At 63.6% G+C, this 19,937-nt stretch carries 21 protein-coding genes; 5 read left to right on the top strand and 16 right to left on the bottom strand.

Annotated features, from left to right (window positions below; translation table 11 throughout):
- Window positions 1-62: 62 nt before the first annotated feature.
- On the bottom strand, window positions 63-3,137 hold the full coding sequence (locus KY379_RS07095; protein WP_133326068.1) for an efflux RND transporter permease subunit: 3,075 nt from the start codon (window positions 3,135-3,137) through the stop codon (window positions 63-65).
- A 6-nt stretch (window positions 3,138-3,143) separates the two neighbouring features.
- Window positions 3,144-4,244, bottom strand: a complete 1,101-nt coding sequence (locus KY379_RS07100; protein ID WP_133326070.1) for an efflux RND transporter periplasmic adaptor subunit — start codon at window positions 4,242-4,244, stop codon at window positions 3,144-3,146.
- Window positions 4,245-4,425: 181 nt separating this feature from the next.
- On the opposite strand from KY379_RS07100, the gene KY379_RS07105 reads away from it, so the two are divergent.
- On the top strand, window positions 4,426-5,055 hold the full coding sequence (locus KY379_RS07105) for a TetR/AcrR family transcriptional regulator (RefSeq protein ID WP_133326072.1): 630 nt from the start codon (window positions 4,426-4,428) through the stop codon (window positions 5,053-5,055).
- Window positions 5,056-5,146: 91 nt separating this feature from the next.
- Here KY379_RS07105 and KY379_RS07110 read toward each other — a convergent pair whose 3' ends face one another.
- Window positions 5,147-5,929 (bottom strand): class I SAM-dependent methyltransferase, encoded by a 783-nt coding sequence (locus KY379_RS07110; RefSeq protein WP_261239537.1) that lies wholly within the window; start codon window positions 5,927-5,929, stop codon window positions 5,147-5,149.
- Between the two features lie 105 nt (window positions 5,930-6,034).
- Between KY379_RS07110 and KY379_RS07115 the strand changes: the two genes are divergently transcribed.
- The gene (locus tag KY379_RS07115; RefSeq protein WP_133326074.1) at window positions 6,035-6,658 is read left to right on the top strand and encodes an energy transducer TonB; all 624 of its coding nucleotides are present in this window, start codon (window positions 6,035-6,037) and stop codon (window positions 6,656-6,658) included.
- Between the two features lie 2 nt (window positions 6,659-6,660).
- On the opposite strand, the gene KY379_RS07120 is transcribed toward KY379_RS07115, so the two are convergent.
- The 8 genes from KY379_RS07120 to ppc all read right to left on the bottom strand — a co-directional run bounded on the left by KY379_RS07120 (window position 6,661) and on the right by ppc (window position 13,811).
- Window positions 6,661-7,350 carry an extensin family protein gene (locus KY379_RS07120; RefSeq protein ID WP_261239485.1) on the bottom strand — a complete coding sequence of 230 codons (690 nt, stop codon included), beginning with the start codon at window positions 7,348-7,350 and terminating at the stop codon, window positions 6,661-6,663.
- 3 nt (window positions 7,351-7,353) lie between these two features.
- Window positions 7,354-8,184, bottom strand: coding sequence for an oxaloacetate decarboxylase (locus tag KY379_RS07125; protein WP_261239484.1), 831 nt, complete (start codon window positions 8,182-8,184; stop codon window positions 7,354-7,356).
- A gap of 40 nt (window positions 8,185-8,224) precedes the next feature.
- Window positions 8,225-9,094, bottom strand: coding sequence for a DUF72 domain-containing protein (locus tag KY379_RS07130; protein WP_261239483.1), 870 nt, complete (start codon window positions 9,092-9,094; stop codon window positions 8,225-8,227).
- A gap of 3 nt (window positions 9,095-9,097) precedes the next feature.
- Window positions 9,098-9,382 carry a hypothetical protein gene (locus KY379_RS07135; RefSeq protein WP_133326082.1) on the bottom strand — a complete coding sequence of 95 codons (285 nt, stop codon included), beginning with the start codon at window positions 9,380-9,382 and terminating at the stop codon, window positions 9,098-9,100.
- Window positions 9,383-9,512: 130 nt separating this feature from the next.
- Window positions 9,513-10,187 carry a tRNA (adenosine(37)-N6)-threonylcarbamoyltransferase complex dimerization subunit type 1 TsaB gene (gene tsaB / locus KY379_RS07140; RefSeq protein WP_261239481.1) on the bottom strand — a complete coding sequence of 225 codons (675 nt, stop codon included), beginning with the start codon at window positions 10,185-10,187 and terminating at the stop codon, window positions 9,513-9,515.
- A gap of 88 nt (window positions 10,188-10,275) precedes the next feature.
- Complete coding sequence (gene adk / locus KY379_RS07145) at window positions 10,276-10,926, bottom strand: adenylate kinase (RefSeq protein ID WP_133326086.1); 651 nt, start codon at window positions 10,924-10,926, stop codon at window positions 10,276-10,278.
- Between the two features lie 10 nt (window positions 10,927-10,936).
- Window positions 10,937-11,083, bottom strand: coding sequence for a hypothetical protein (locus KY379_RS07150; protein ID WP_165976039.1), 147 nt, complete (start codon window positions 11,081-11,083; stop codon window positions 10,937-10,939).
- A 100-nt stretch (window positions 11,084-11,183) separates the two neighbouring features.
- On the bottom strand, window positions 11,184-13,811 hold the full coding sequence (ppc, locus tag KY379_RS07155; protein WP_133326088.1) for a phosphoenolpyruvate carboxylase: 2,628 nt from the start codon (window positions 13,809-13,811) through the stop codon (window positions 11,184-11,186).
- Between the two features lie 170 nt (window positions 13,812-13,981).
- Between ppc and KY379_RS07160 the strand changes: the two genes are divergently transcribed.
- From KY379_RS07160 to KY379_RS07170, 3 genes are all read left to right on the top strand, one after another.
- Window positions 13,982-14,326: a pilin assembly protein gene (locus tag KY379_RS07160; protein ID WP_133326090.1), complete on the top strand. Its 345-nt coding sequence runs from the start codon at window positions 13,982-13,984 to the stop codon at window positions 14,324-14,326.
- Between the two features lie 274 nt (window positions 14,327-14,600).
- Window positions 14,601-15,014, top strand: coding sequence for a DUF4398 domain-containing protein (locus KY379_RS07165; protein WP_133326092.1), 414 nt, complete (start codon window positions 14,601-14,603; stop codon window positions 15,012-15,014).
- A 50-nt stretch (window positions 15,015-15,064) separates the two neighbouring features.
- Window positions 15,065-15,850, top strand: a complete 786-nt coding sequence (locus KY379_RS07170) for an OmpA family protein (protein ID WP_261239480.1) — start codon at window positions 15,065-15,067, stop codon at window positions 15,848-15,850.
- A gap of 219 nt (window positions 15,851-16,069) precedes the next feature.
- Here the strand turns inward: KY379_RS07170 and KY379_RS07175 are convergent, their stop codons facing one another.
- The 5 genes from KY379_RS07175 to KY379_RS07195 are packed head-to-tail and all read right to left on the bottom strand — an operon-like array spanning window position 16,070 to window position 19,882.
- Window positions 16,070-16,396, bottom strand: coding sequence for a hypothetical protein (locus KY379_RS07175; RefSeq protein ID WP_009686993.1), 327 nt, complete (start codon window positions 16,394-16,396; stop codon window positions 16,070-16,072).
- Entirely contained in the window at window positions 16,393-17,316 is a 924-nt protein-coding gene (locus KY379_RS07180; protein WP_133326096.1) for an alpha/beta hydrolase, read from the bottom strand. Before KY379_RS07180 ends, KY379_RS07175 begins: the two co-directional genes overlap by 4 nt.
- Entirely contained in the window at window positions 17,288-18,565 is a 1,278-nt protein-coding gene (locus KY379_RS07185) for a flavohemoglobin expression-modulating QEGLA motif protein (protein ID WP_133326098.1), read from the bottom strand. The genes KY379_RS07180 and KY379_RS07185 overlap by 29 nt, the downstream gene beginning before the upstream one ends.
- A gap of 36 nt (window positions 18,566-18,601) precedes the next feature.
- The gene (locus KY379_RS07190; RefSeq protein ID WP_133326100.1) at window positions 18,602-19,150 is read right to left on the bottom strand and encodes a hypothetical protein; all 549 of its coding nucleotides are present in this window, start codon (window positions 19,148-19,150) and stop codon (window positions 18,602-18,604) included.
- 27 nt (window positions 19,151-19,177) lie between these two features.
- Complete coding sequence (locus tag KY379_RS07195; RefSeq protein WP_133326102.1) at window positions 19,178-19,882, bottom strand: TetR/AcrR family transcriptional regulator; 705 nt, start codon at window positions 19,880-19,882, stop codon at window positions 19,178-19,180.
- Window positions 19,883-19,937 lie beyond the last annotated feature (55 nt).

The following is a 19,937-nucleotide window of genomic DNA, read 5'->3' on the forward strand; positions in this document are numbered from 1 at the left end:
CAAGCTGCAAGCTGCAAGAAAAGCGGTACTTGCGTGCCCCCCCACTTCTTGTGGCTTGCAGCTTATAGCTTGTCGCCTTTCCTCACCCTGAACCAGGCCGCATACAACGCCGGCAGGAACAGCAGCGTCAAGGCCGTGGCCACGATCAGCCCGCCCATGATGGCCACCGCCATCGGTCCGTAGAACACACTGCGCGACAACGGAATCATCGCCAGCACCGCCGCCAGCGCGGTCAGCACGATGGGTCGGAAGCGCCGCACGGTGGCCTCGATGATCGCCTGCCAGCGGTCCAGCCCGGCGGCGATATCCTGCTCGATCTGATCGACCAGGATCACCGAGTTACGCATGATCATCCCCGCCAGGGCGATGGTCCCGAGCATGGCGACGAAGCCGAAAGGCTGGCGGAACACCAACAGGAAAAGGGTCACGCCGATCAGCCCCAGGGGCGCGGTGAGGAACACCATCACCGTGCGCGAGAAACTGCGCAACTGGACCATCAACAAACTCAGCACCACCACCACGAACAGCGGCATGCCGGCGTTCACCGACTTCTGCCCGCGGGCGGCATCCTCCACGGTGCCACCCACTTCGAGCAGGTAGCCGTCGGGCAGCTTGGCCTCGATCGCGGCCAGGGTCGGTTCGATCTGGCGCACCAAGGTGGCGGGCTGCTCCTGGTCGTAGATATCGGCACGCACAGTCACCGTCGGCAAGCGGTTGCGGTGCCAGATGATGCCCTCCTCGAAGCCATATTCCAGGGTCGCCACCTGCGACAGGGCCACGCTCTGACCGTTGTCGGTGGGCAATGCCAGGCTACCGAGGTTGCCCAGCTCGCTGCGTTCGCGCGGGGTGCCACGCAACAGGATCTCGATCAATTCGTTGTCTTCACGGTACTGGCTGACCGAGGTACCGGTCAGCGAGCTCTGCAGAAAGCTCGACAAGTGCGCCGTACTTACGCCCAGCGCCCGCGCACGATCCTGATCGATGTTCAGGTATACCGCCTTGCTCGGCTCTTCCCAGTCCAGGTGCACGTTGACCACATGCGGGTTCTCGCGCACCTTGGCCGCCACTTCACGGGCCAAGGCCCGTACTTGCTCGATGTGCTCGCCCGTCACCCGGAACTGCACCGGATAGCCCACGGGAGGACCGTTTTCAAGGCGCGTGACCCGACCGCGCAGGTCGGGAAACTGCTGGTCCAGCGTAGCGATCAGCCAACTGCGAAGGTGTTCGCGGTCGTCGAGCGATTTGGCCAGCACCACGAACTGGGCGAAGCTCGCCGCAGGCAATTGTTGGTCCAGCGGCAGATAGAAACGCGGCGAGCCGGTGCCGACATAGGCCACGTAGTTGTCGATCCCATCCTGCTGCTTGAGCAGAGCCTCCAGTTGCTTGACCCGCTCGGTCGTATTGGCCAGCGAAGCGCCTTCGGCCAGCTTGAGATCGACCATCAGTTCCGGACGGCCAGAGGCGGGGAAAAACTGCTGCGGTACGAAACGGAACAACAGGATGCTGCCGACGAACGCGGCAATGGTCAGCACGATCACCGTCTTGCGCCGTCGTACGCACCACTCCACCAGACGCCGGACCCGTTGATAGAACGGTGTGTCATAGGGGTCCGGGGCGTGCCCGTCCTTGCCGTGCCTGGCAGCATGCATCTTGGCCAGGTCCGGCAACAGCCGCTCGCCCAGATAGGGCACGAACAGCACCGCAGCCACCCAGGACGTTAGCAAGGCAATGGTCACCACCTGGAAGATCGAGCGCGTGTACTCACCGGTACTGGACGCTGCGGTGGCGATGGGCAGGAAACCCGCCGCAGTGATCAGCGTGCCCGTCAGCATCGGGAACGCGGTACTGGTCCAGGCGTAGCTGGCCGCCTTGAGACGGTCGAAGCCCTGTTCCATCTTGATTGCCATCATTTCCACGGCGATGATCGCATCGTCCACCAGCAGGCCCAGCGCCAACACCAGTGCGCCGAGGGAAATCTTGTGCAGGCCGATGCCGAAGTAATGCATCGCCGCGAAAGTCATGGCCAGCACCAGCGGAATGGCCAGAGCCACCACCAGGCCGGTGCGCAGCCCGAGCGAGAAGAAGCTCACCAGCAACACGATGACCAGTGCTTCGGCCAGCACCTGGACGAACTCACCGACTCCTGCCTTGACCGCCGCCGGCTGGTCCGAGACCTTGCGCAGCTCCATGCCCGCCGGCAGATTGCGCGCCAGCCGTTCGAATTCGGCTTCCAGGGCCTTCCCCAGGACCAGGATGTCGCCACCGTCCTTCATCGCCACGGCCAGGCCGATGGCATCTTCGCCCATGAAGCGCATGCGCGGCGCAGGTGGATCGTTGAAGCCTCGGTGCACCTCGGCGACATCGCCTATGCGCAGGGTGCGATCACCGACCCGAATGGGAAACTGGCGGATCTGCTCGACACTGTCGAAGCGCCCGCTGACCCTTAGCTGCAAACGCTCGCTGGGGGTTTCGAAAAAGCCTGCGGTACTGACTGCGTTCTGCTCGCGCAGCGCCTGCTGCACCGCTTCCAATGGCACGCCAAGGGTCGCCAGCTTGAGGTTGGAGAGTTCGATCCAGACTTTTTCATCCTGCAGGCCGATCAGTTCGACCTTGCCCACATCCTTGACCCGCTGCAGTTGGATCTGGATCCGGTCGGCATAGTCCTTGAGCACCGCATAGTCGAAACCTTGGCCGGTCAGCGCATAGATATTGCCGAAGGTGGTGCCGAACTCATCGTTGAAGAATGGGCCCTGGACCTCTGGCGGCAAGGTGTGACGAATGTCCGAGACCTTCTTGCGGATCTGATACCACAGCTCGGGGATATCCTTGGACGGCATCGAGTCGCGGGCCATGAAGGTCACCTGGGACTCGCCCGGACGCGAAAAAGAGACGATCCGCTCGTATTCGCCGGTTTCCATCAGCTTCTTCTCGATACGCTCGGTGACCTGGCGCGACACCTCCTCGGCCGTGGCGCCCGGCCACAAGGTCTGGATGACCATGGCCTTGAAGGTGAACGGCGGATCTTCGCTTTGACCGAGCTTGGTGTAGGACATCGTCCCCACCGCAGCTAGCAGGATCATCAGGAACAAAACGATCTGGCGATTGCGCAACGCCCAGGCAGAAAGGTTGAAACCCATCGGGACTTACTCCTTGGCCGTCAGGTTGACTACCCGGTTGCTGCGGTCGACGGGCCGTACCGTCTGCCCTTCACGCAACACGTGGCCGCCGGCGGCGACGATCCAGTCGTCGGCGCTGAGCCCCTCGAGCACCGGCACACGCTCGCTGCCATAAGGACCCAGACGCACCGGTGCCCGCTCCAGACGGTGCTCGGGGTTGACCCGCCAAACGTAGGCCTGACCATTTTCCGAGCTGACCGCCGACAACGGCACCGCCAAGGGCACCCGGCCTTCATGACTGATGTACACCCGGGCGCTCTGCCCCAGTTCGGCCGGCACGGTGGCCGAAGTGAACGCGATGCGCGCGGCGAAGGTTCGCGAACGAGGGTCGGCGGCAGGCGACAGTTCCCGGATGCGCCCTTCGAAACGCTGGCCAGGGTGCGACCAGAGTTCGACGCTCACCGCCTGGCCAACGGCGAACCGAGCGAACTGCTGTTCGGGGAAGCTGATGGCCACTTCACGCTCGCCATCGGCGGCCAGCGTGAAAACCGTCTGCCCTGCGGCGACCACCTGCCCGACCTCGACCTCGCGTTTGGCGATCACCCCTGCCTGGGGCGCTCGCAGCACGGCATAGGCGGCCTGGTTGCCGGCAACGTCGAACTCGGCCTTGGCCTGTTTCACACGGGCCAGACCGGCGCGGTAGAGGTTCTCGGCATTGTCGTACTGGGAGTGGCTGACCATCTGCCGGTCCAGCAGTTTGCGGTATCGGTCGCGTTCGGCACGCACCAGCGACAGGTTAGCCTCGGCGGCCGCAAGTTGAGCGCGGTTGGCCTCCAGTTGCAGGCGCACATCCTGTGGGTCGAGCTCGGCCAACGGCTGCTCGGCCTTGACCCGTTGCCCCGCCTCGACCAGTCGCCGGCTGACCTTGCCCGCAATGCGGAAGGCCAGGTCCGGTTCGAAGCGCGCGTGCACCTCGCCGGGGTAGCTGTCGGCCCCGGCTTCGAGCGGCTGTGGCTGAACCACCAACGCCGGACGAGGGCTAGCGGGCGGTGTCGCCTCCTGGCCGCAAGCGACCAGCAGCAGGGCGGCAAGCACCGGCACAGTTAAAGACAAGGCAGGGCGCAACATGATGAGTCCTTTCGCGAGGAGCGATGTCGAGTTTTTATACTGGTGAGTATACTAAATCAGGCAAGCGAAGCCGGGAAGCCGGCACGGCCAAGAAAAACCACATTAAGCTGGAGTATCTCTTGCAGCCCAAACGCACCTGAGCGGCTAAGATAGACGTCCATTCATCCATACGCGGATTCCAATGCCCAACGACGCACCCAACGGGCCAGGTCGCCCCAAGGACCTGGCCAAGCGCGAGTCCATCCTCGAGGCGGCCAAGTCGCTGTTCCTCAGTCTCGGCTATGCCAACACCAGCATGGATGCGGTCGCTGCGGCGGCAGGTGTTTCGAAGCTCACCGTGTACAGCCACTTCACCGACAAGCAGACCCTGTTCTGCTCGGCGGTCATGGCCACCTGCCAGATCCAACTGCCCGATCTGCTGTTCGAGTACCCCGAAGGTGTGCCGGTGGAGGAAGTACTGCTGAACATCGCCCGTGGTTTCCAGGCGTTGATCAGCAGCGACGAGGCGGTGAAGCTGAGCCGCTTGATCATGGCCCAGGGTAGCCAGGACCCAAGCTTCGGTGAGTATTTCTACGAAGCCGGGCCCAAGCGCGTGCTGGCTGGAATGGAGGCGTTGCTGCGGGATATCGATGCGCGGGGGCTGCTACGGATCGCAAATCCACTGCACGCGGCAGAGCACTTCTTCTGCCTGGTCAAGGGCGCGCCGGATTATCGTTTGCTGCTGGGCTGTGCGGGACCGCTCGAAGGGGAAGAGGCCGAGGCGCATGTGCGCGAGGTGGTCGGGGTGTTTATGCGGGCTTTCCGGCCCTGAGAATTTGACAGGGGCTGGGTGATCTCCCATAGGAATTTCACACCCCCCTGTGGAAGCGTGCCCGCGAAGAGGCCGGCACAGCTCTACCTGATCAAGCCTTGAGCGCCTTCTTCGGATAAACGTCATACCGGCTCGACTTGCCTTCCAGGCTATGGCTCGGCTTGGGCCCGTCGATGATCGGCGCCTTACGTGGGCGTTTGACCACCACTCGGTGACTGGCCAGCGCCAGCGCCGCTTCCAGCAAGGCCGGGGCGTCCAGGTCGTCGCCTACCAAGGGCCGGAACACGCGCATTTCCTTTTTCACCAATGCGCTCTTGTCGCGGTGGGGAAACATCGGATCGAGATAGATCACCTGCGGCGCCTCGCCTTCCCAGCTGCGCATGCGTTCGATGGCATTGCCGGTCAGCAGCCGCATGCGCGCGACGATCGGGCCGACCTCGGCATCCCCGACCGCACGGGCCAAGCCATCCTCGAGCAGGGCTGCGATCAACGGCTGACGTTCGATCAGGGTCATCTGGCAGCCGAGGCTGGCCAGCACGAATGCGTCCTTGCCCAAGCCCGCCGTGGCATCCAGCACCTGAGGCCGTACACCTTGGGCAATCCCCACCGCCTTGGCGATCATCTGCCCGTTGCCACCACCGAACAGTCGGCGGTGCGCCGCCTGGCCTTCTACGAAGTCCACCCGCACCGGGCCTGGAGCCTGGGGGCCGAGTTGCTGGATCTGCAAGCCCTCAGCGCCGACCTGCACGGCGAAACCGGCCTCATCGTCCACCAGCGGCAGCCCCAGACGTTCTGCCCACTCGCTGGCCCGCCCAGCATATTCGGGGGTCAGTGCCTCGACCCTGATCCCTGCGCCCTGCTCCTGCTCTACCATCACCACCGCACTCGAAAAATTTGATGAAGCCTTAATGAATCACCGGCCACGGCCGATACAGGCAATATCCCGCTATTCTGCCAGAGCACAGCGCGCACGACTGCCATGTCAGAGACTCTTTCCATCGGCTTGACCTACCTGTCGCCTGTCGACAACTACGGTCGGCAGAATACCCAGGCACTGGGGGGCGTCAGCCACCTGTGGCAGGATTTCTTCGCCCGCGCCATGGCCGAGCAGCAAGCGCCGGAGCCGGACACCTTCAGCCAGGCGCTGGTCGAGCAATACGACAAGCAAAGTGGCGAGCCTATCGGTGGCGCCCGGGCACTGGCGCTGATCGATGCGCAGCGCGCCTGCAATGTCCAGGATACTGAGGTCGCACCACCTGAGCCGCTGTTCCTGCCCAAGGCGGAACTGGAAGCTCACCTGCTCGAGCCTGCAGCCGAACCCTACAGCGCTGCCGAGCTGATCGAGCAGCAACGCCAGCTCGACGTCAACAACAGTTGGTTGCGGCCCGTGGTCATGAGCCAGGGCCATGAGTTACCGGTGCCCGGCCCCGCCCCTGCAACCCGTCCGCTGCACCTGCCGATCGCCGAGTTCGAAATGGACCTGCTGCCACCCGCCGCCGAGCCGTTCGATGAGCTCACCTTGGCGCAACAGCAGCAGGCACTGGAGTTCGACATCCACTGGGCGCGTCCGGTGGTACTGAACAACGTGCGCACCTACGCCTGAGGTCAGCGGCAGACCTGCCAGTGCCCCATGTCCAGGTGAAAGTGGTTGTGGTGCGCCGCGTTGTAGTCCGGGCCCAACACTGTCCCGAACACCTCGCACGCCGCTTGCCGAGCCTCTCGCAGGAACGCGGCCTTCTGCCCCTCACCTTGCCAGTCCCGCGCCAATACCACCCGCTGACCATCCTTGAGCCGAAACCCGCTGATATCCAGGGCATTGGCCGAAGCGTGCTGGCTCAGCCGGCCTTGGGCACGGTTATACACGTTGCGACAGGCAAAGCTGCCGAGGTGGTCCACCTGCGTCACCGGTTGGCCAAATACACGTTGGGCTGCCGGTTGCAGGCCGTGCTCCTCGAACAGCGCATACGCCACCGCCAGCGGGCAACTGGCCAGAAAACTGCTGGACAAGCGCGCCTGCCCTCCTTCGATCCGCCACACGTTGCGTAGCGGGCATTTCGCCGACGACGGGCTGTCGGCCTGGGCTCGATAGCGCAGGCCGGAGCTTTGCAAGGCCTCTCGGCACAATGCTGGATCGCCGGCCAGGCGCGACAGCTTGTAGGAAGTCAGCAGGTTGGGGGGTTGGCTGACATCCAGTGGCGCCCACGGATTCCACGCCGCCGGTGGCCGCCACCCCTGATGCCAGGCAAGGCCCGCGGCGAGCGCCAGGCAGAGCAGCAGCCCCAGCAGCCAGCGCATCGGTCAGCGGCGGAACAGGTCGTTGAGCTGGGCGAATGGCAGCGCCTGTTCGCCGTAGCTGAATGTGCCCTGTTCACGGATCTCCAGCGCCGCACGCTGCAAGGCGCCCATGGCCGCCCGGGCCATCGACGAGCCGACGCTGATGCGCTTCACACCCATGTCTTGCAGTTGGTTGACGCTCAAAGGTACGCCGGCCAGGCCCATCAGCACGTTCACCGGCTTCGGCGCCACGGCCTGAACCACCGCACGGATTTCGTCGACGCTGCGCAGTCCCGGTGCATAGAGCACATCGGCCCCCGCCTCGGCGAAGGCCTGCAGGCGCAGGATGGTATCGTCCAGGTCCATTCGGCCATGCAGCAGGTTCTCGGCCCGGGCACACAGGGTAAAGGGGAACGGCAGGCTGCGTGCGGCCTGTGCCGCCGCCCGCACCCGCTCGACCGCCAGGGCCAGGTCGTAGATAGGCGCGTCGCTGCGGCCAGTGGCATCCTCGATCGAACCACCCACCAGCCCCGCCTCGGCCGCTCGCAGGATGGCCTGCGCACAATCCTGCGGCAGTTCACCGAAACCGTTCTCCAGATCTGCGGCTACCGGCAAGGGCGTGGCGTCGACGATGGCCCTGGCATTTTCCAGCGTCTCCTCCAGGTTCAAGGCTGCTTCGGCATCGGGTCTGCCAAGGCTGAAGGCAAGCCCGGCACTGGTCGTGGCCAGGGCCTCGAAGCCAAGACCGGCCAGGAGCCGCGCCGACCCGGCATCCCACGGGTTGGGAATGACGAAGGCACCGTCAAGCTCGTGCAGCGCCTTGAACGCTTCGGCTCGCAGGGTTTGTACATCCATGATGGCGTCTCCAGCAGGTCGATCAGGCAATGGGGTGGCGTCAGAGTAGCCCCAATTGTTCGACCTCAGGGGCTCGCGGCAATTCAGACAAAGCGGCGAGTCCCGGCAGACGCGCCATCAGACGCTGGTGGAAGTGCTGAGCGAGCGCTGCGGCCAAGCGGTTGTCCGAGGTATGCAGAAACACATAAGGGCTGAGCCCTTGCTCGATCCATTCGGCGACCTTGGCTACCCAGGGCGTGAGGAAGCTGTCGTTGGCCGCCAAGGTCGGGTGGCCGATGAAGCGCACCTGCGGATGCTGGCTGAACGCGGCTGGGCGTGGTGGGACCTTGGGCTTTTTGGTTTGGGCATGCAGCACCGCAGGCTCGCGTGAGGTGCAACTGAACAATGCACGGGGGTCGAGACAGATGCGCTCTACCTGGCGCTCATGCAGCAGGCGATTGAGCAGGCGCTCTTCCTCGCCCTTGGCGAAAAACGCCTGGTTACGCACCTCGACGGCCACCGGCACGCCAATCTGATCGAGAAACGCGCTCAACTCGGCCAGACGCGCTGGGCCGAACTGCGCCGGCAGCTGCAGCCAGTAAGGCGCCACACGCTCCCCCAGCGGCGACAGCAGGCGCGTGAAGTCGAAGGCCGATTCGAGCCGATCGCGCAAATCCGCCTCGTGACTGATATCACCCGGAAACTTGGCGGTGAAACGGAAATGCGCAGGCATAACCTGGGCCCAACGGGCTACTGTGGCAGGCGCAGGTCGGGCATAGAAGGTGGTATTGCCCTCCACCGCATTGAACACCTGGCTATACAGGCCGAGAAACTGGTTGGGGCGGGCATCGGCGGGATACAGGTAGTCGCGCCAGGCCATTTCGCTCCAGGAGGGGCAACCGAGAAAATAAGGCAGGGAGGACGAATTCATCCGTCAAATGTACAGGTCGAGCCCCAGTACTTCCATGTCCCAGTCATTGAAACCTGCGGTACTCAGGTAGCTGGCCAGCGCCCTGGCGGTGCGCCGATCACTGGCCCGGGGAAACACCAGATCCTGCTGGCGGGCCGGTAAACCGCTGCGAGGTCGTACCGGAGCGGCCTGGGCAGCCTCGGTATCGTCGATCAGTTCGGCATCATCGATGGCATCGTCCCGCACCGCAGCCTTGCGTGGGGCACGCTTGATCGGATAAGACTGCGGTGAGAAACCATCGATACGCATGAAATAGCACTCAGGACCAATAGTGGCAATTTAGCAGCACCAGGGATCCTTCGCTAATGCCCGCGTGATAACTGGACCACAGTTCGGGTAAAAGGTTTTATCGTGACCGGCAATAACCGACGGGCGACCTTCAACGCGTCTTGGGTGTCGCTACATTATCGCGCAGATATACCGGTTGCGCCTGCTCGGCGGCAATCGCCTCGCCCCGCCTCCAGGCGAACTCCGCCAGGCTGAGGACATCCAGGGCAGTGGGCAACGCGGCGGCATTGTGCGCGCCGACCTGCACAGCCAGCCGCTCGCCGTAGCCCCAGCCTGTACCGGCTCCAAACCAGTCGCCGCCCATGCCTGCGGGCAGGATGACGCGTTCTGGCGGCAGGACCGCCTCTTGGCCAATCAAGCGCATTTCACCGGCCTCGGCCTGGTAGCAGCCCCAATACACCTCGTCCATCCGCGCATCGATCGCGGCAGCCACCTGTTGCACACCGTGTTCGCGCAGAGCGCCCTGGGCCAAGGCGGCCAGGTTGGATACCGGCAGTACCGGGCGCTCCAAGGCAAACGCCAGGCCCTGGACCACGCCAATGGCGATACGCACACCGGTGAACGCCCCTGGGCCACGGCCAAAGGCGATGGCATCCAGTGCATTGAGCGCTACACCGGATTCGGCCAGCAGCTGCTTGATCATCGGCAGCAGCTTCTGGGCATGCATGCGCGGGATCACCTCGTAATGGCTGGTCACCTTGCCGTCATGCAGCAATGCGACGGAACAGGCTTCGGTGGCGGTATCCAGGGCCAGCAGGGTGGTCATCGAACGGGTTTCCAGGGTGCGAGGGAAAAGAGCGGCAGTATAAACGACAACGGCCCGCAAGCGGGCCGTTGTGACGCGCGGTGATGGATCAGCTCAGCGCTGCCAGCACCTTGGCGGTAATGGCTTCGACCGAACCGACGCCTTCGATGTGGCTGTACTTCGGCTTGCCGCCGTTGTCGGCGGACAGTTTCTGGTAGAAGTCCACCAGAGGTTTGGTCTGGCTGTGGTAGACCGACAGGCGATGACGCACGGTTTCTTCCTTGTCATCGTCGCGCTGGATCAGGTCTTCACCGGTGACGTCGTCCTTGCCTTCCACTTTCGGCGGGTTGTACTGGATGTGGTAGGTACGACCCGACGCCAGGTGCACGCGGCGACCCGCCATACGGCCGACGATCTCTTCGTCGTCGACGGCGATCTCGACCACGGCGTCGATGTCGACACCGGCGGCGACCATGGCTTCAGCCTGGGGAATGGTCCGCGGGAAACCGTCGAACAGGCAGCCATTGGCGCAATCCGGCTGGGCGATGCGCTCCTTGACCAGGCTGATGATCAGTTCGTCCGAGACCAGCTGGCCGGCGTCCATGACTTTCTTCAGTTCCAGGCCCAGCGGGGTGCCGGCCTTGACGGCGGCACGCAGCATGTCGCCAGTGGAGATCTGCGGAATACCGAATTTTTCGGTGATGAACTTTGCCTGAGTACCTTTACCGGCCCCGGGAGCTCCCAGCAGAATTACGCGCATCTTGTGCTCCTCAAATTTTTTTATGAAATTCAATGGATTCGGCAACCTGGGCCAAGTCCGGAAAATCGGGTAAGACCATAAATCGGTCAAAAGGCTGCTCAAGATACACAGCGCTCGGCAGCCAGACAAGCGCCACAAAGTTGCAGGATTGGGCCATTCACGCCCCTGCCGGCGAGTGGTTGCGCCCGGCGCAACCACTCTCCGGCCCCTCTTGCCACACCTCGATCACTGTTGCCCTGCAGGGTAAAGCTGCAGTCTCAGCCGGTGTTGCGCAGACCTGCGGCAATACCGGCGACGGTCACCAGCAAGGCCTGCTCCAATGGGCTGTCCAGAGCGGCTTCGCGGCTGCGTGAACGCGCCAGCAGTTCGGCCTGGAGGCGATGCAGCGGGTCCAGGTAGGTATTGCGCAGGCTGATGAATTCCCGCGTCTCCGGACTGTGCGCCAGTAGCACCTGCTGACCGGTCAAACCTAGCACCACCTGGCAGGACTGCGACAATAGGTCGCGCAGGTGCGCACCCAAGCCACGCAACTCCGGTTGCACTAGACGTTCGTCGTAGGCTTCGGCGATCTGCGCGTCGGCCTTGGCCAGGACCATCTCGAGCATGTCGATGCGCGTGCGGAAGAACGGCCATTGCTGGCGCATCTGCGCCAACAACTCGCCCTGGCCACGTCCCAGGGCATTGCTCAACGCCGTCTCCCAGCCCAACCAGGCCGGGAGCATCAGCCGCGTCTGGGTCCAGCCGAAAATCCACGGGATCGCCCGCAGGCTCTCGATACCTCCGGCCCGTCGCTTGGCCGGGCGACTGCCCAGCGGTAGACGCCCAAGCTCTTGCTCAGGGGTCGACTGACGGAAATACTCGACGAAATCCGGGTTTTCGCGTACCACGCCCCGATAGGCCTTGAGGCCGTCAGCAGCCAACTGATCCATCAGCGCTCGCCAGGCCGGCTCCGGCGGCGGTGGCGGCGACAAGGTGGCTTCGAGGACGGCCGCCAGGTAGAGGTTGAGGTTCTGTTCGGCGATGCCTGGCAAGCCGAACTTGAAGCGAATCATCTCACCCTGCTCGGTGGTACGGAAACGCCCCGCCACCGAGCCAGGCGGCTGCGACAAGATCGCCGCATGGGCCGGACCACCGCCACGGCCCACGGTACCGCCCCGGCCATGGAACAGCAGCAACTCGACCTGGTGTTCGCGGCAGATGCGCACCAGGTTTTCCTGGGCGCGGTACTGGGCCCAGGCAGCGGCAGTGGTGCCGGCATCCTTGGCCGAGTCGGAATAGCCGATCATCACTTCTTGCGGACCACGCAAGCCGGCGCGGTAGCCCGGCAAACTGAGCAGGCGCTCCATCACCGGCCCGGCGTTGTCCAGATCGGCCAGGGTTTCGAACAGCGGCACCACCCGCATCGGCCGGGTCAGGCCGGCTTCCTTGAGCAGCAATTGCACCGCCAGCACATCCGATGCCGCTCCGGCCATGGAAATCACATAGGAGCCCAGCGAGGCGGCAGGCGCCGCGGCGACCTCGCGGCAAGTGGCGAGCACTTCGGCGGTGTCGGCCTGGGGCTTGAAATGCGCCGGTAGCAGAGGACGGCGGTTTTTCAGCTCGGCCTGAAGGAATTCAATACGCTGTTCTTCGTCCCAATCGGCATAACGGCCCAGCCCCAGGTAATCGGTGATTTCCGACAGCGCGTCGCGGTGCCGGGCGGCATCCTGGCGTACGTCCAGGCGGCCCAGGAACAGGCCGAAGGTCACGGCGCGGCGCAAGGTGTCGAGCAACGGGCCATCGGCGATCACACCCATGCCACATTCATGCAGCGACTGGTAGCAGAGTTCGAGCGGTGCGATCAGGTCGCGGTTGTCGACCAACACGCCGGGATTGGCCGGCTGGCTGCCAGCCAAAGAGGCGTGGGCCCAGGTGCGCGTCGCTCGCAAGCGGTCGCGCAATTGCTTGAGCAGCGCCCGGTAGGGCTCGGCGCTGTCGCCTACCCGCTCACGCACGGCGCTGCTGGCCTGCTGCATGGACAGCTCTGCGGCCAGGGCATCGATGTCGCGCAGGAACAGGTCGGCCGCCATCCAGCGCGCCAACAGCAGTACTTCCCGAGTCACCGCCGCCGTGACGTTGGGGTTGCCGTCACGGTCGCCTCCCATCCAAGAGGCAAAGCGGATCGGCGCGGCCTCCAGCGGCAGGTGCAGTCCGGTCGCCTCGAACAACGCCGCGTCGACCTTGCGCAAGTGATTGGGCACCGCCTGCCACAGCGAGTGCTCGATCACCGCGAAGCCCCACTTGGCTTCATCCACCGGGGTCGGCCGGCTGCGGCGGATCTCTTCGGTGTGCCAGGCTTCGGCGATCAGCCGACGTAGACGCTCGCGCACCTGTTGCCGCTCGGCTGCGGTCAGATCGCGATGATCCTGAGCAGCCAGTTGCCCGGCGATCGCGTCGTACTTCTGGATCAACGTGCGCCGCGCCACTTCGGTGGGATGCGCGGTGAGCACCAGTTGGATATCCAGCTTGGCCAACTGTCGGGCGAGCGCATCGTTACCGTGACCGGCCTGTTTCAGCCGCGCCAGCAACTCCGGCAGTACCCGAGCCTCGAACGGCTCTGGCTGGTCGGCGTCGCGCCGGCGGATCAACTGGTACTGCTCGGCCATGTTGGCCAGGTTCAGAAACTGGTTGAATGCCCGGGCCACCGGCAACAGATCGTCCTCGCCGAGGTTGGCCAGGGTCGAGCTCAACTGCTCGGCGGCGCCACGGCGGTCGGCCTTGGCACTGTGGCGAATGTCCTCGATCTTGCCGAGAAAGGCGTCGCCGTGCTGCTGGCGAATGGTCTCGCCGAGCAACTCCCCCAACAGATGGACATCTTCACGCAATCGCACATCGATATCGGTCATTGGCCCTCTCTTCGGCGCGGCTAGCCCGCACGCTTGTCGTCAACAGCACAACCCCAAGAGTGCCCACAGCCGGGGCCCTGTGGCAAGCCGCGATCAGGCAAAGCAAACTAAAGTGAAGACAGAGCACTCCGATGCAATGCAGCCTTTCACAGGCGTAGACAGAGGTCATCATGAAAATCCGCGAACTCGCACAACACTGGGAACAGAACGCCGCCGGGCGCATGAGCCCGACCAGCCATGTGCTGCACCTGGACCTGGAGTCCGAAGCACGCCTGGCAGCGCTGATCGAGATGTACCCCAAACGTACGGCCGAAGAACTGCTCGGCGAACTGGTCGCAGCCGCCCTCGAAGAGGTGGAGGCAAGTTTTCCCTATGTGCCTGGCAGCCAGGTCATCGCCACCGATGAGGAAGGTGATCCGCTGTATGAAGACATTGGCCCCACCCCGCGCTTTCTCAGCCTTTCCCGGCGCCACTTGCACACCCTGAGCAACACGGCGCAAGACAGTCAGGAATGACCGCACCACGCCGGTCGGCGCGCCGAAACGGCCCGCCGACCGGCGTTCGGCCCCGCAGCCAGCCGCCCTCGCCGCTGACTGACCAGTCAGAAATAATTGCCGTTGCATGTGTAATTTTTCTGAACCATTGGAAAAAAACCCCAGTCCCAGCCAATAGCCATCACGCTAAAACCCTGCACACCTGCCGTTGTGCACCGTTCGGCTGAAGCGCGCGGAACTGTCAGGGATTGAGCGATGGACTGCTACGGACATCGTCGTTATCAGGAGTGATCCAATGGAGCTGACCACCATGAAGACCCGCACTTCGAAACCCTCATCCAATCACCTGCGCGGGTTCAAGCTGGCCGCGCTGGCACTGGGCAGTAGCTTGGTCCTTGCTGGCTGCGCCGGCAACCCGCCGACCGAGCAGTATGCCGTGACCAAGTCCGCCGTGAACTCCGCCGTAAGTGCCGGCGGCACCGAGTTCGCCGCCGTCGAAATGAAAGCGGCGCAGGACAAGTTCAAGCAGGCCGAAATCGCCATGCACGACAAGAAGTACGACGAAGCCAAGCGTCTGGCCGAACAGGCCGAATGGGATGCCCGCGTCGCCGAGCGCAAGGCCCAGGCGGCCAAGGCCCAGAAGGCCGTGCAGGATGCCCGCCAGGGCGTTCAGGACGTACGTGAGGAAGGCCTGCGCAGCGCTCAATGAGCCCTGTGCAGCCAACCCCAGCCTTCGCCAACGATCAAAGGATGAACACTATGCGCAACTACGTCATGATTCCCGCCCTGCTGGCCCTGAGTGTCGGTCTCGCTGCCTGCTCGCACGATCCGAACCCCAACCTGGAGTCGGCCCGCACCAACTTCTCTTCGCTGCAAAGCGACCCGCAGTCGAGCAAAATCGCAGCACTGGAAACCAAGGATGCCCAAGATTGGCTGAACAAAGCCGACAAGGCCTTCATGGAACGCGAGGACACTGAGAAAGTCGACCAGTTGGCTTACCTGACCAACCAGCGCGTCGAAGTGGCCAAGCAGACCATTGCCCTGCGCACCGCCGAAAACGAGCTGAAGAACGCCTCTGCGCAACGTGCCCAGGCCAAGCTTGACGCACGTGATGCACAGATCAAGAAACTGCAGGAGAGCCTCAACGCCAAACAGACCGACCGTGGCACCTTGGTGACCTTCGGTGACGTGCTGTTCGACTTCAACAAGGCCGAGCTCAAAAGCAGTGCCTACCCCAACATCACCAAGCTGGCCCAGTTCCTTCAGGAAAACCCGGAGCGCAAGGTGATCGTCGAGGGTTATACCGATAGCGTCGGCTCGGCCAGCTACAACCAGAGCCTGTCCGAGCGCCGCGCCAACAGCGTGCGCATGGCCTTGGTACGTGCCGGTGTCGATCCATCGCGCATCGTCGCTCAGGGTTATGGCAAGGAGTACCCGGTCGCGGACAACTCCAGCAACTCGGGCCGCGCGCAGAACCGTCGAGTGGAGGTGACCATCTCCAACGACAACCAGCCCGTGGCACCGCGTTCGGTCAGCCAGCGTTAAGCGATACCGCAGGTAATAGAAAGCCCCGCCAGCTGTGCGGGGCTTTTTTGGTGTCTGCCATAAGGTATTTGGCGCCTGTGAGATCGAGCGCCACCTCAACCCCTAAGACAAACCCCTGGTGGCTCCCACCAACCTGCCGCCAAACCAATCACAGCCACTCTTTCCCAACATTCCGTGAAGACCCCCTTGTTTTGCGGCCCCCTTCGCGAAGACCGCAGCTCACTGCACCTGCTGCGGCGTTTCCTCGCCCATGCAGCGCACCGCCCGCTTGCGGTTGTCCACCAGGACTCCGGTCAGGCCCTTCTGCTGGGTATCGAACAACACCAGCACGCCATCGACACATTGCGCCACCTGCGGCGCGGGGTCGAGGGACACCTTGTAGTCCTCGCCGGGGACCGTCTTGAGCATGGTGTAGTCCTGCAGCAGCAGGGCATCCTCAGGCTTGGCGAAATGCAGGTAGCCGTAGTACCAAAGGGCCCCCACCGTCACGATGATGCTGCCGACACCGGTCAGGATCAACGGGATGGCGTTGCGTTCTTCACTCATTGCTTGTTCTTCTCGTCAGGATAGTTGGGCACTTCGGCAAGCCGGCGCAGGCCGTTGAAATGGCTTGGGTCATCGAGGAAGCGCAGCATCACCTGGCGCCATACCGGGTCGGCGAAGGTCTGCACATGGCCGCCACGGGTCAGTTGCAACACCCTCGGAGGTGGTGCGTGCTGGTACAGGCGGATGCCGTTGTCCATCGGCACCAGATTGTCGTCGATGCTGTGGAAGAACAGCTTCGGCGGGCTGCTCAGCCGCTCGATCGAGCGAATCGCGCTGTCGCCGTCCGGCACCAGCCAGGACAGCGGCACCTGCAACGGCCAGGTCATCCACGAGGTGCTCAAGGCATAGCGACCGACCGCGCGGTAGCTGGCAGGCACGCCATCGAATACCAACGCGCTGAAGCGCGCGTTCTGCTCCGGGTGCGCCGCCAGGTAATGAATGGCCATCGCTCCACCCAGGCTCTGGCCCAGCAACACCAGCGGCTTGCCCTGAACCTCGGGCGCCTGGGCAAGCCACACCATCGCTGCGTCGATATCGGCGTAGACCTCAGGCAGGCTTGGCTTGCCCTCGGACAACCCATAGCCCCGGTAATCGATCATCAGCACCTGATAGCCCTGCTCCGGCAGCCAATAGCTGCCGCCCAGGTGCCCCGCCAGGTTGCCGCCATTGCCGTGCAGGTGCAGCACCGTGCCCTTGACCGTGACTCCGGCCTTGGCCGGAAGCCACCAGCCATGCAAACGGATGCCATCGCGGGTGGTCAGGGTCAGATCCCGGTACTCGAGCTTGGCCCGCTGCGGTGTGAAAGGCTCTCCAGGTTCGGGATAGAACAGCAAGCTGCTGCACCCGGCCAGGCCCAGCAGGGCCACGGCCAACACCAGCAGGCGACAGCGATCAGAGAATGTTGGCGTAGTCGGCTTCAATGCGATCCAGGCTCAGGTGATTGAGGAAGTTGGAGAAACACATCCACGCCGAGAGGGCGTTGAGGTCGCGGAATTGCTCCGGCAGATACTTGGGCGGCTCCACCAGCCCTTCCTCTACCAACTGGCGCAAGGTCCGCATGTCTTCGAGAGTGGTTTTGCCGCAGAACAGCAGTGGAATCTGCTCCAGCTTGCCCTTCTTCACGGCCAACTGAATGTAGTTGTAAACCATGATGAAGCCTTTGAGGTAGGACAAGTCCTTGGTGAATGGCAATCCATCGGGCACCGAACCGCGGAACACCCGACTGGCGTTGCTGTAGCTCTGCGCCATCTCGAAACCCTGGGCGCGGAAGAACTCATAGACCTGCATGAAGTCCGCCCCCTCCTCGACCATGTGGATGGCGCGGGTACGGTTGGTCAGCTTGCGCAGGCGACTGGGATACGAGGCGAAGGCGATTACCTCCATGAGGATCGCCAGACCCTCCTGGGTCACTGTCGAGGAGGGCGGCCCCTTGGCCAGAAAGGTGCAGATCGGCTGATTCAGGCCATTGAGCGTGGTGCCGACATGCACCAGCCCCTCATGAACCTCCAGGGCCCGCACATCGCGGCTGTTGAACATGGCGTCGGCACGCACCTTGATGTAGTCGGCACCCGCCGCGGCGTCGGCGACGATCCCGTCGGATTCGAACACGCGGATGGTCCCCTCCGCCTCGCCGAACACTTTGTTCAGCCGGTGCTGGAGGATTTCCACGGCCTGCTTGGCAGTGAGGTTCTTTGGCTCGTCCTTGAGGTCGCCGCGGCCATCGATGTTGTTGAGGTAGTCCGAGAGCATCAACCCCAGATCGGCCAGGGTCGGGTCACCGGCATGAAAGGCATCCGACGCGGCGCCGTAGAGCTCCTGGGAGATCAGGCCAAAGTCCTCGGTGCCTCGCGCCTCGAGCATGCGCACCACCATTCGGTATTCGCGGCACATGCGCTTCATGATCTGCCCGACCGGATTGAACTGGCCGAGCTGGCGGATGATATCGCGCTCGATCCCCTGGAATTCGGCCTTCACCGCGCTGGAATCGAATGCCAATGGACGCGATTGATAATAAGCGCGATCGACCGCCGGCGGCTCCTTGCCCCTGGCCTTGAGGAAGCCTTGACGGATGTTGTCATCCCACTTCACCGCATCGAGCACACGGATCGGCGTCTGCGCTGCGACGATGCGGTCGGACAGGGCGCGGATGGTCTGCTGGTATTCGTCCACTGGGGACTCCTTGTTCAAAGGCGCACGCGTAATTCGCTACTTACCGGAGCGCTGGAACCGCGCCACCTCGACGAACAGGTCGGAATTGGCCGGGTCGTCCAGGTACGCCAGGACCCGCGCGGCAGGGCTGTCGATCAGCACGCCGTCACCGTCCTCTTCGTCTACCTGGGTGCTACGCCCCGAGAGTTCTTTGTTCTGCACGGCCTGCAGGACCTGGTCGACATCAAGGTTGTAGACCACCAGCTCCTTGCCATCGACGATGTCGAACCCACCGATCAGGAAGTTGCCGCCCAGACGCTTCGGCACCCCAGCAGACAGGTACCAGCGGTTGCCATGTCGCGAAACGGTGAACGTGTATTGCTCCGGCGCCTTGCCCTTTGCCGTGGCCACCGCCGTGTAGGCATCGCCACCGCTGCGCCTGATGGTCAGCCGCAGCGGCTCGCCCCAGGCATCCTTGCTGCTCCATTTGCCGAGCAAGGCCTTGGGCGCTGCCTGGTTGCTCGGCAGCGGCTCATGAAAGGTCACCAGACAACCGCCCAGCAGCAGAAATGACAAGGTCAACAACAGCACACGCCAGGCCTTCATCTACTTCTCCTTGAAAGATATCTCGGCTCAGGCCGATGCCAGCACCAGGTGCAGATAACGGGTAAGCATAGCGAGCATCTGCCCATCGGCTTGCGCGTCGGCATCCTTGAGCAGGCCCTGATATTCCATCTGCTCGATAATCGCCGTCAACATCTGGGCGTCCTGTTCCGGTTGCTGCGAGCCGACCACCTGCAGCAGCTGGCGGGCGCCGTGCAGCAGAATCTGCTCGTGGGCGCACACCAGCTCGGCCAGCCGAGGGCACAACAAGGCTTCTTGGCGGAACGCCTGCTCGGCCATCATGAAATCGCGACGGTTGAGCAACTGGCGCTGAACGTAGTCGACCGTCATGCGCGCGATTTCGTCCGCCAGCCGCGCCCGCGACTGCGCACTGCCATCGCCCTGGGCCAGCAACTGGCGCAGCACGACCTCGGTGTTGGCCCAGAGCTTGGCCATATAGGCGGCACTGCGCTCGACGTACTGGGCGAAGGTATCGGTGAGCAGGTCCTCGATATCCTTGAAGTAGTAGGTGGTGGCCGATAACGGCACATCGGCCTCGGCTGCCACGGCGCGGTGGCGTACACCGCGCACACCATCGCGCACGACGATGCGCATGGCGGCGTCGAGAATCGCCTGGCGACGTTGCTCACTGCCCTGGCGGGCGGTCTTGCGCCCCTGGTATTGCACGCTTTCGGCGACGGCGGTGGCGATGCCGGCGGCGCCTTGATGAGCCATTGCGGGTGTCACGGGGTGTACCTCATGGACGGTGGTTTGCCTGGGCCCGCGAAGA

The organism is Pseudomonas sp. HD6422, assembly GCF_025377065.1.
In the GTDB taxonomy this organism is placed as follows: domain Bacteria; phylum Pseudomonadota; class Gammaproteobacteria; order Pseudomonadales; family Pseudomonadaceae; genus Aquipseudomonas; species Aquipseudomonas putida_U.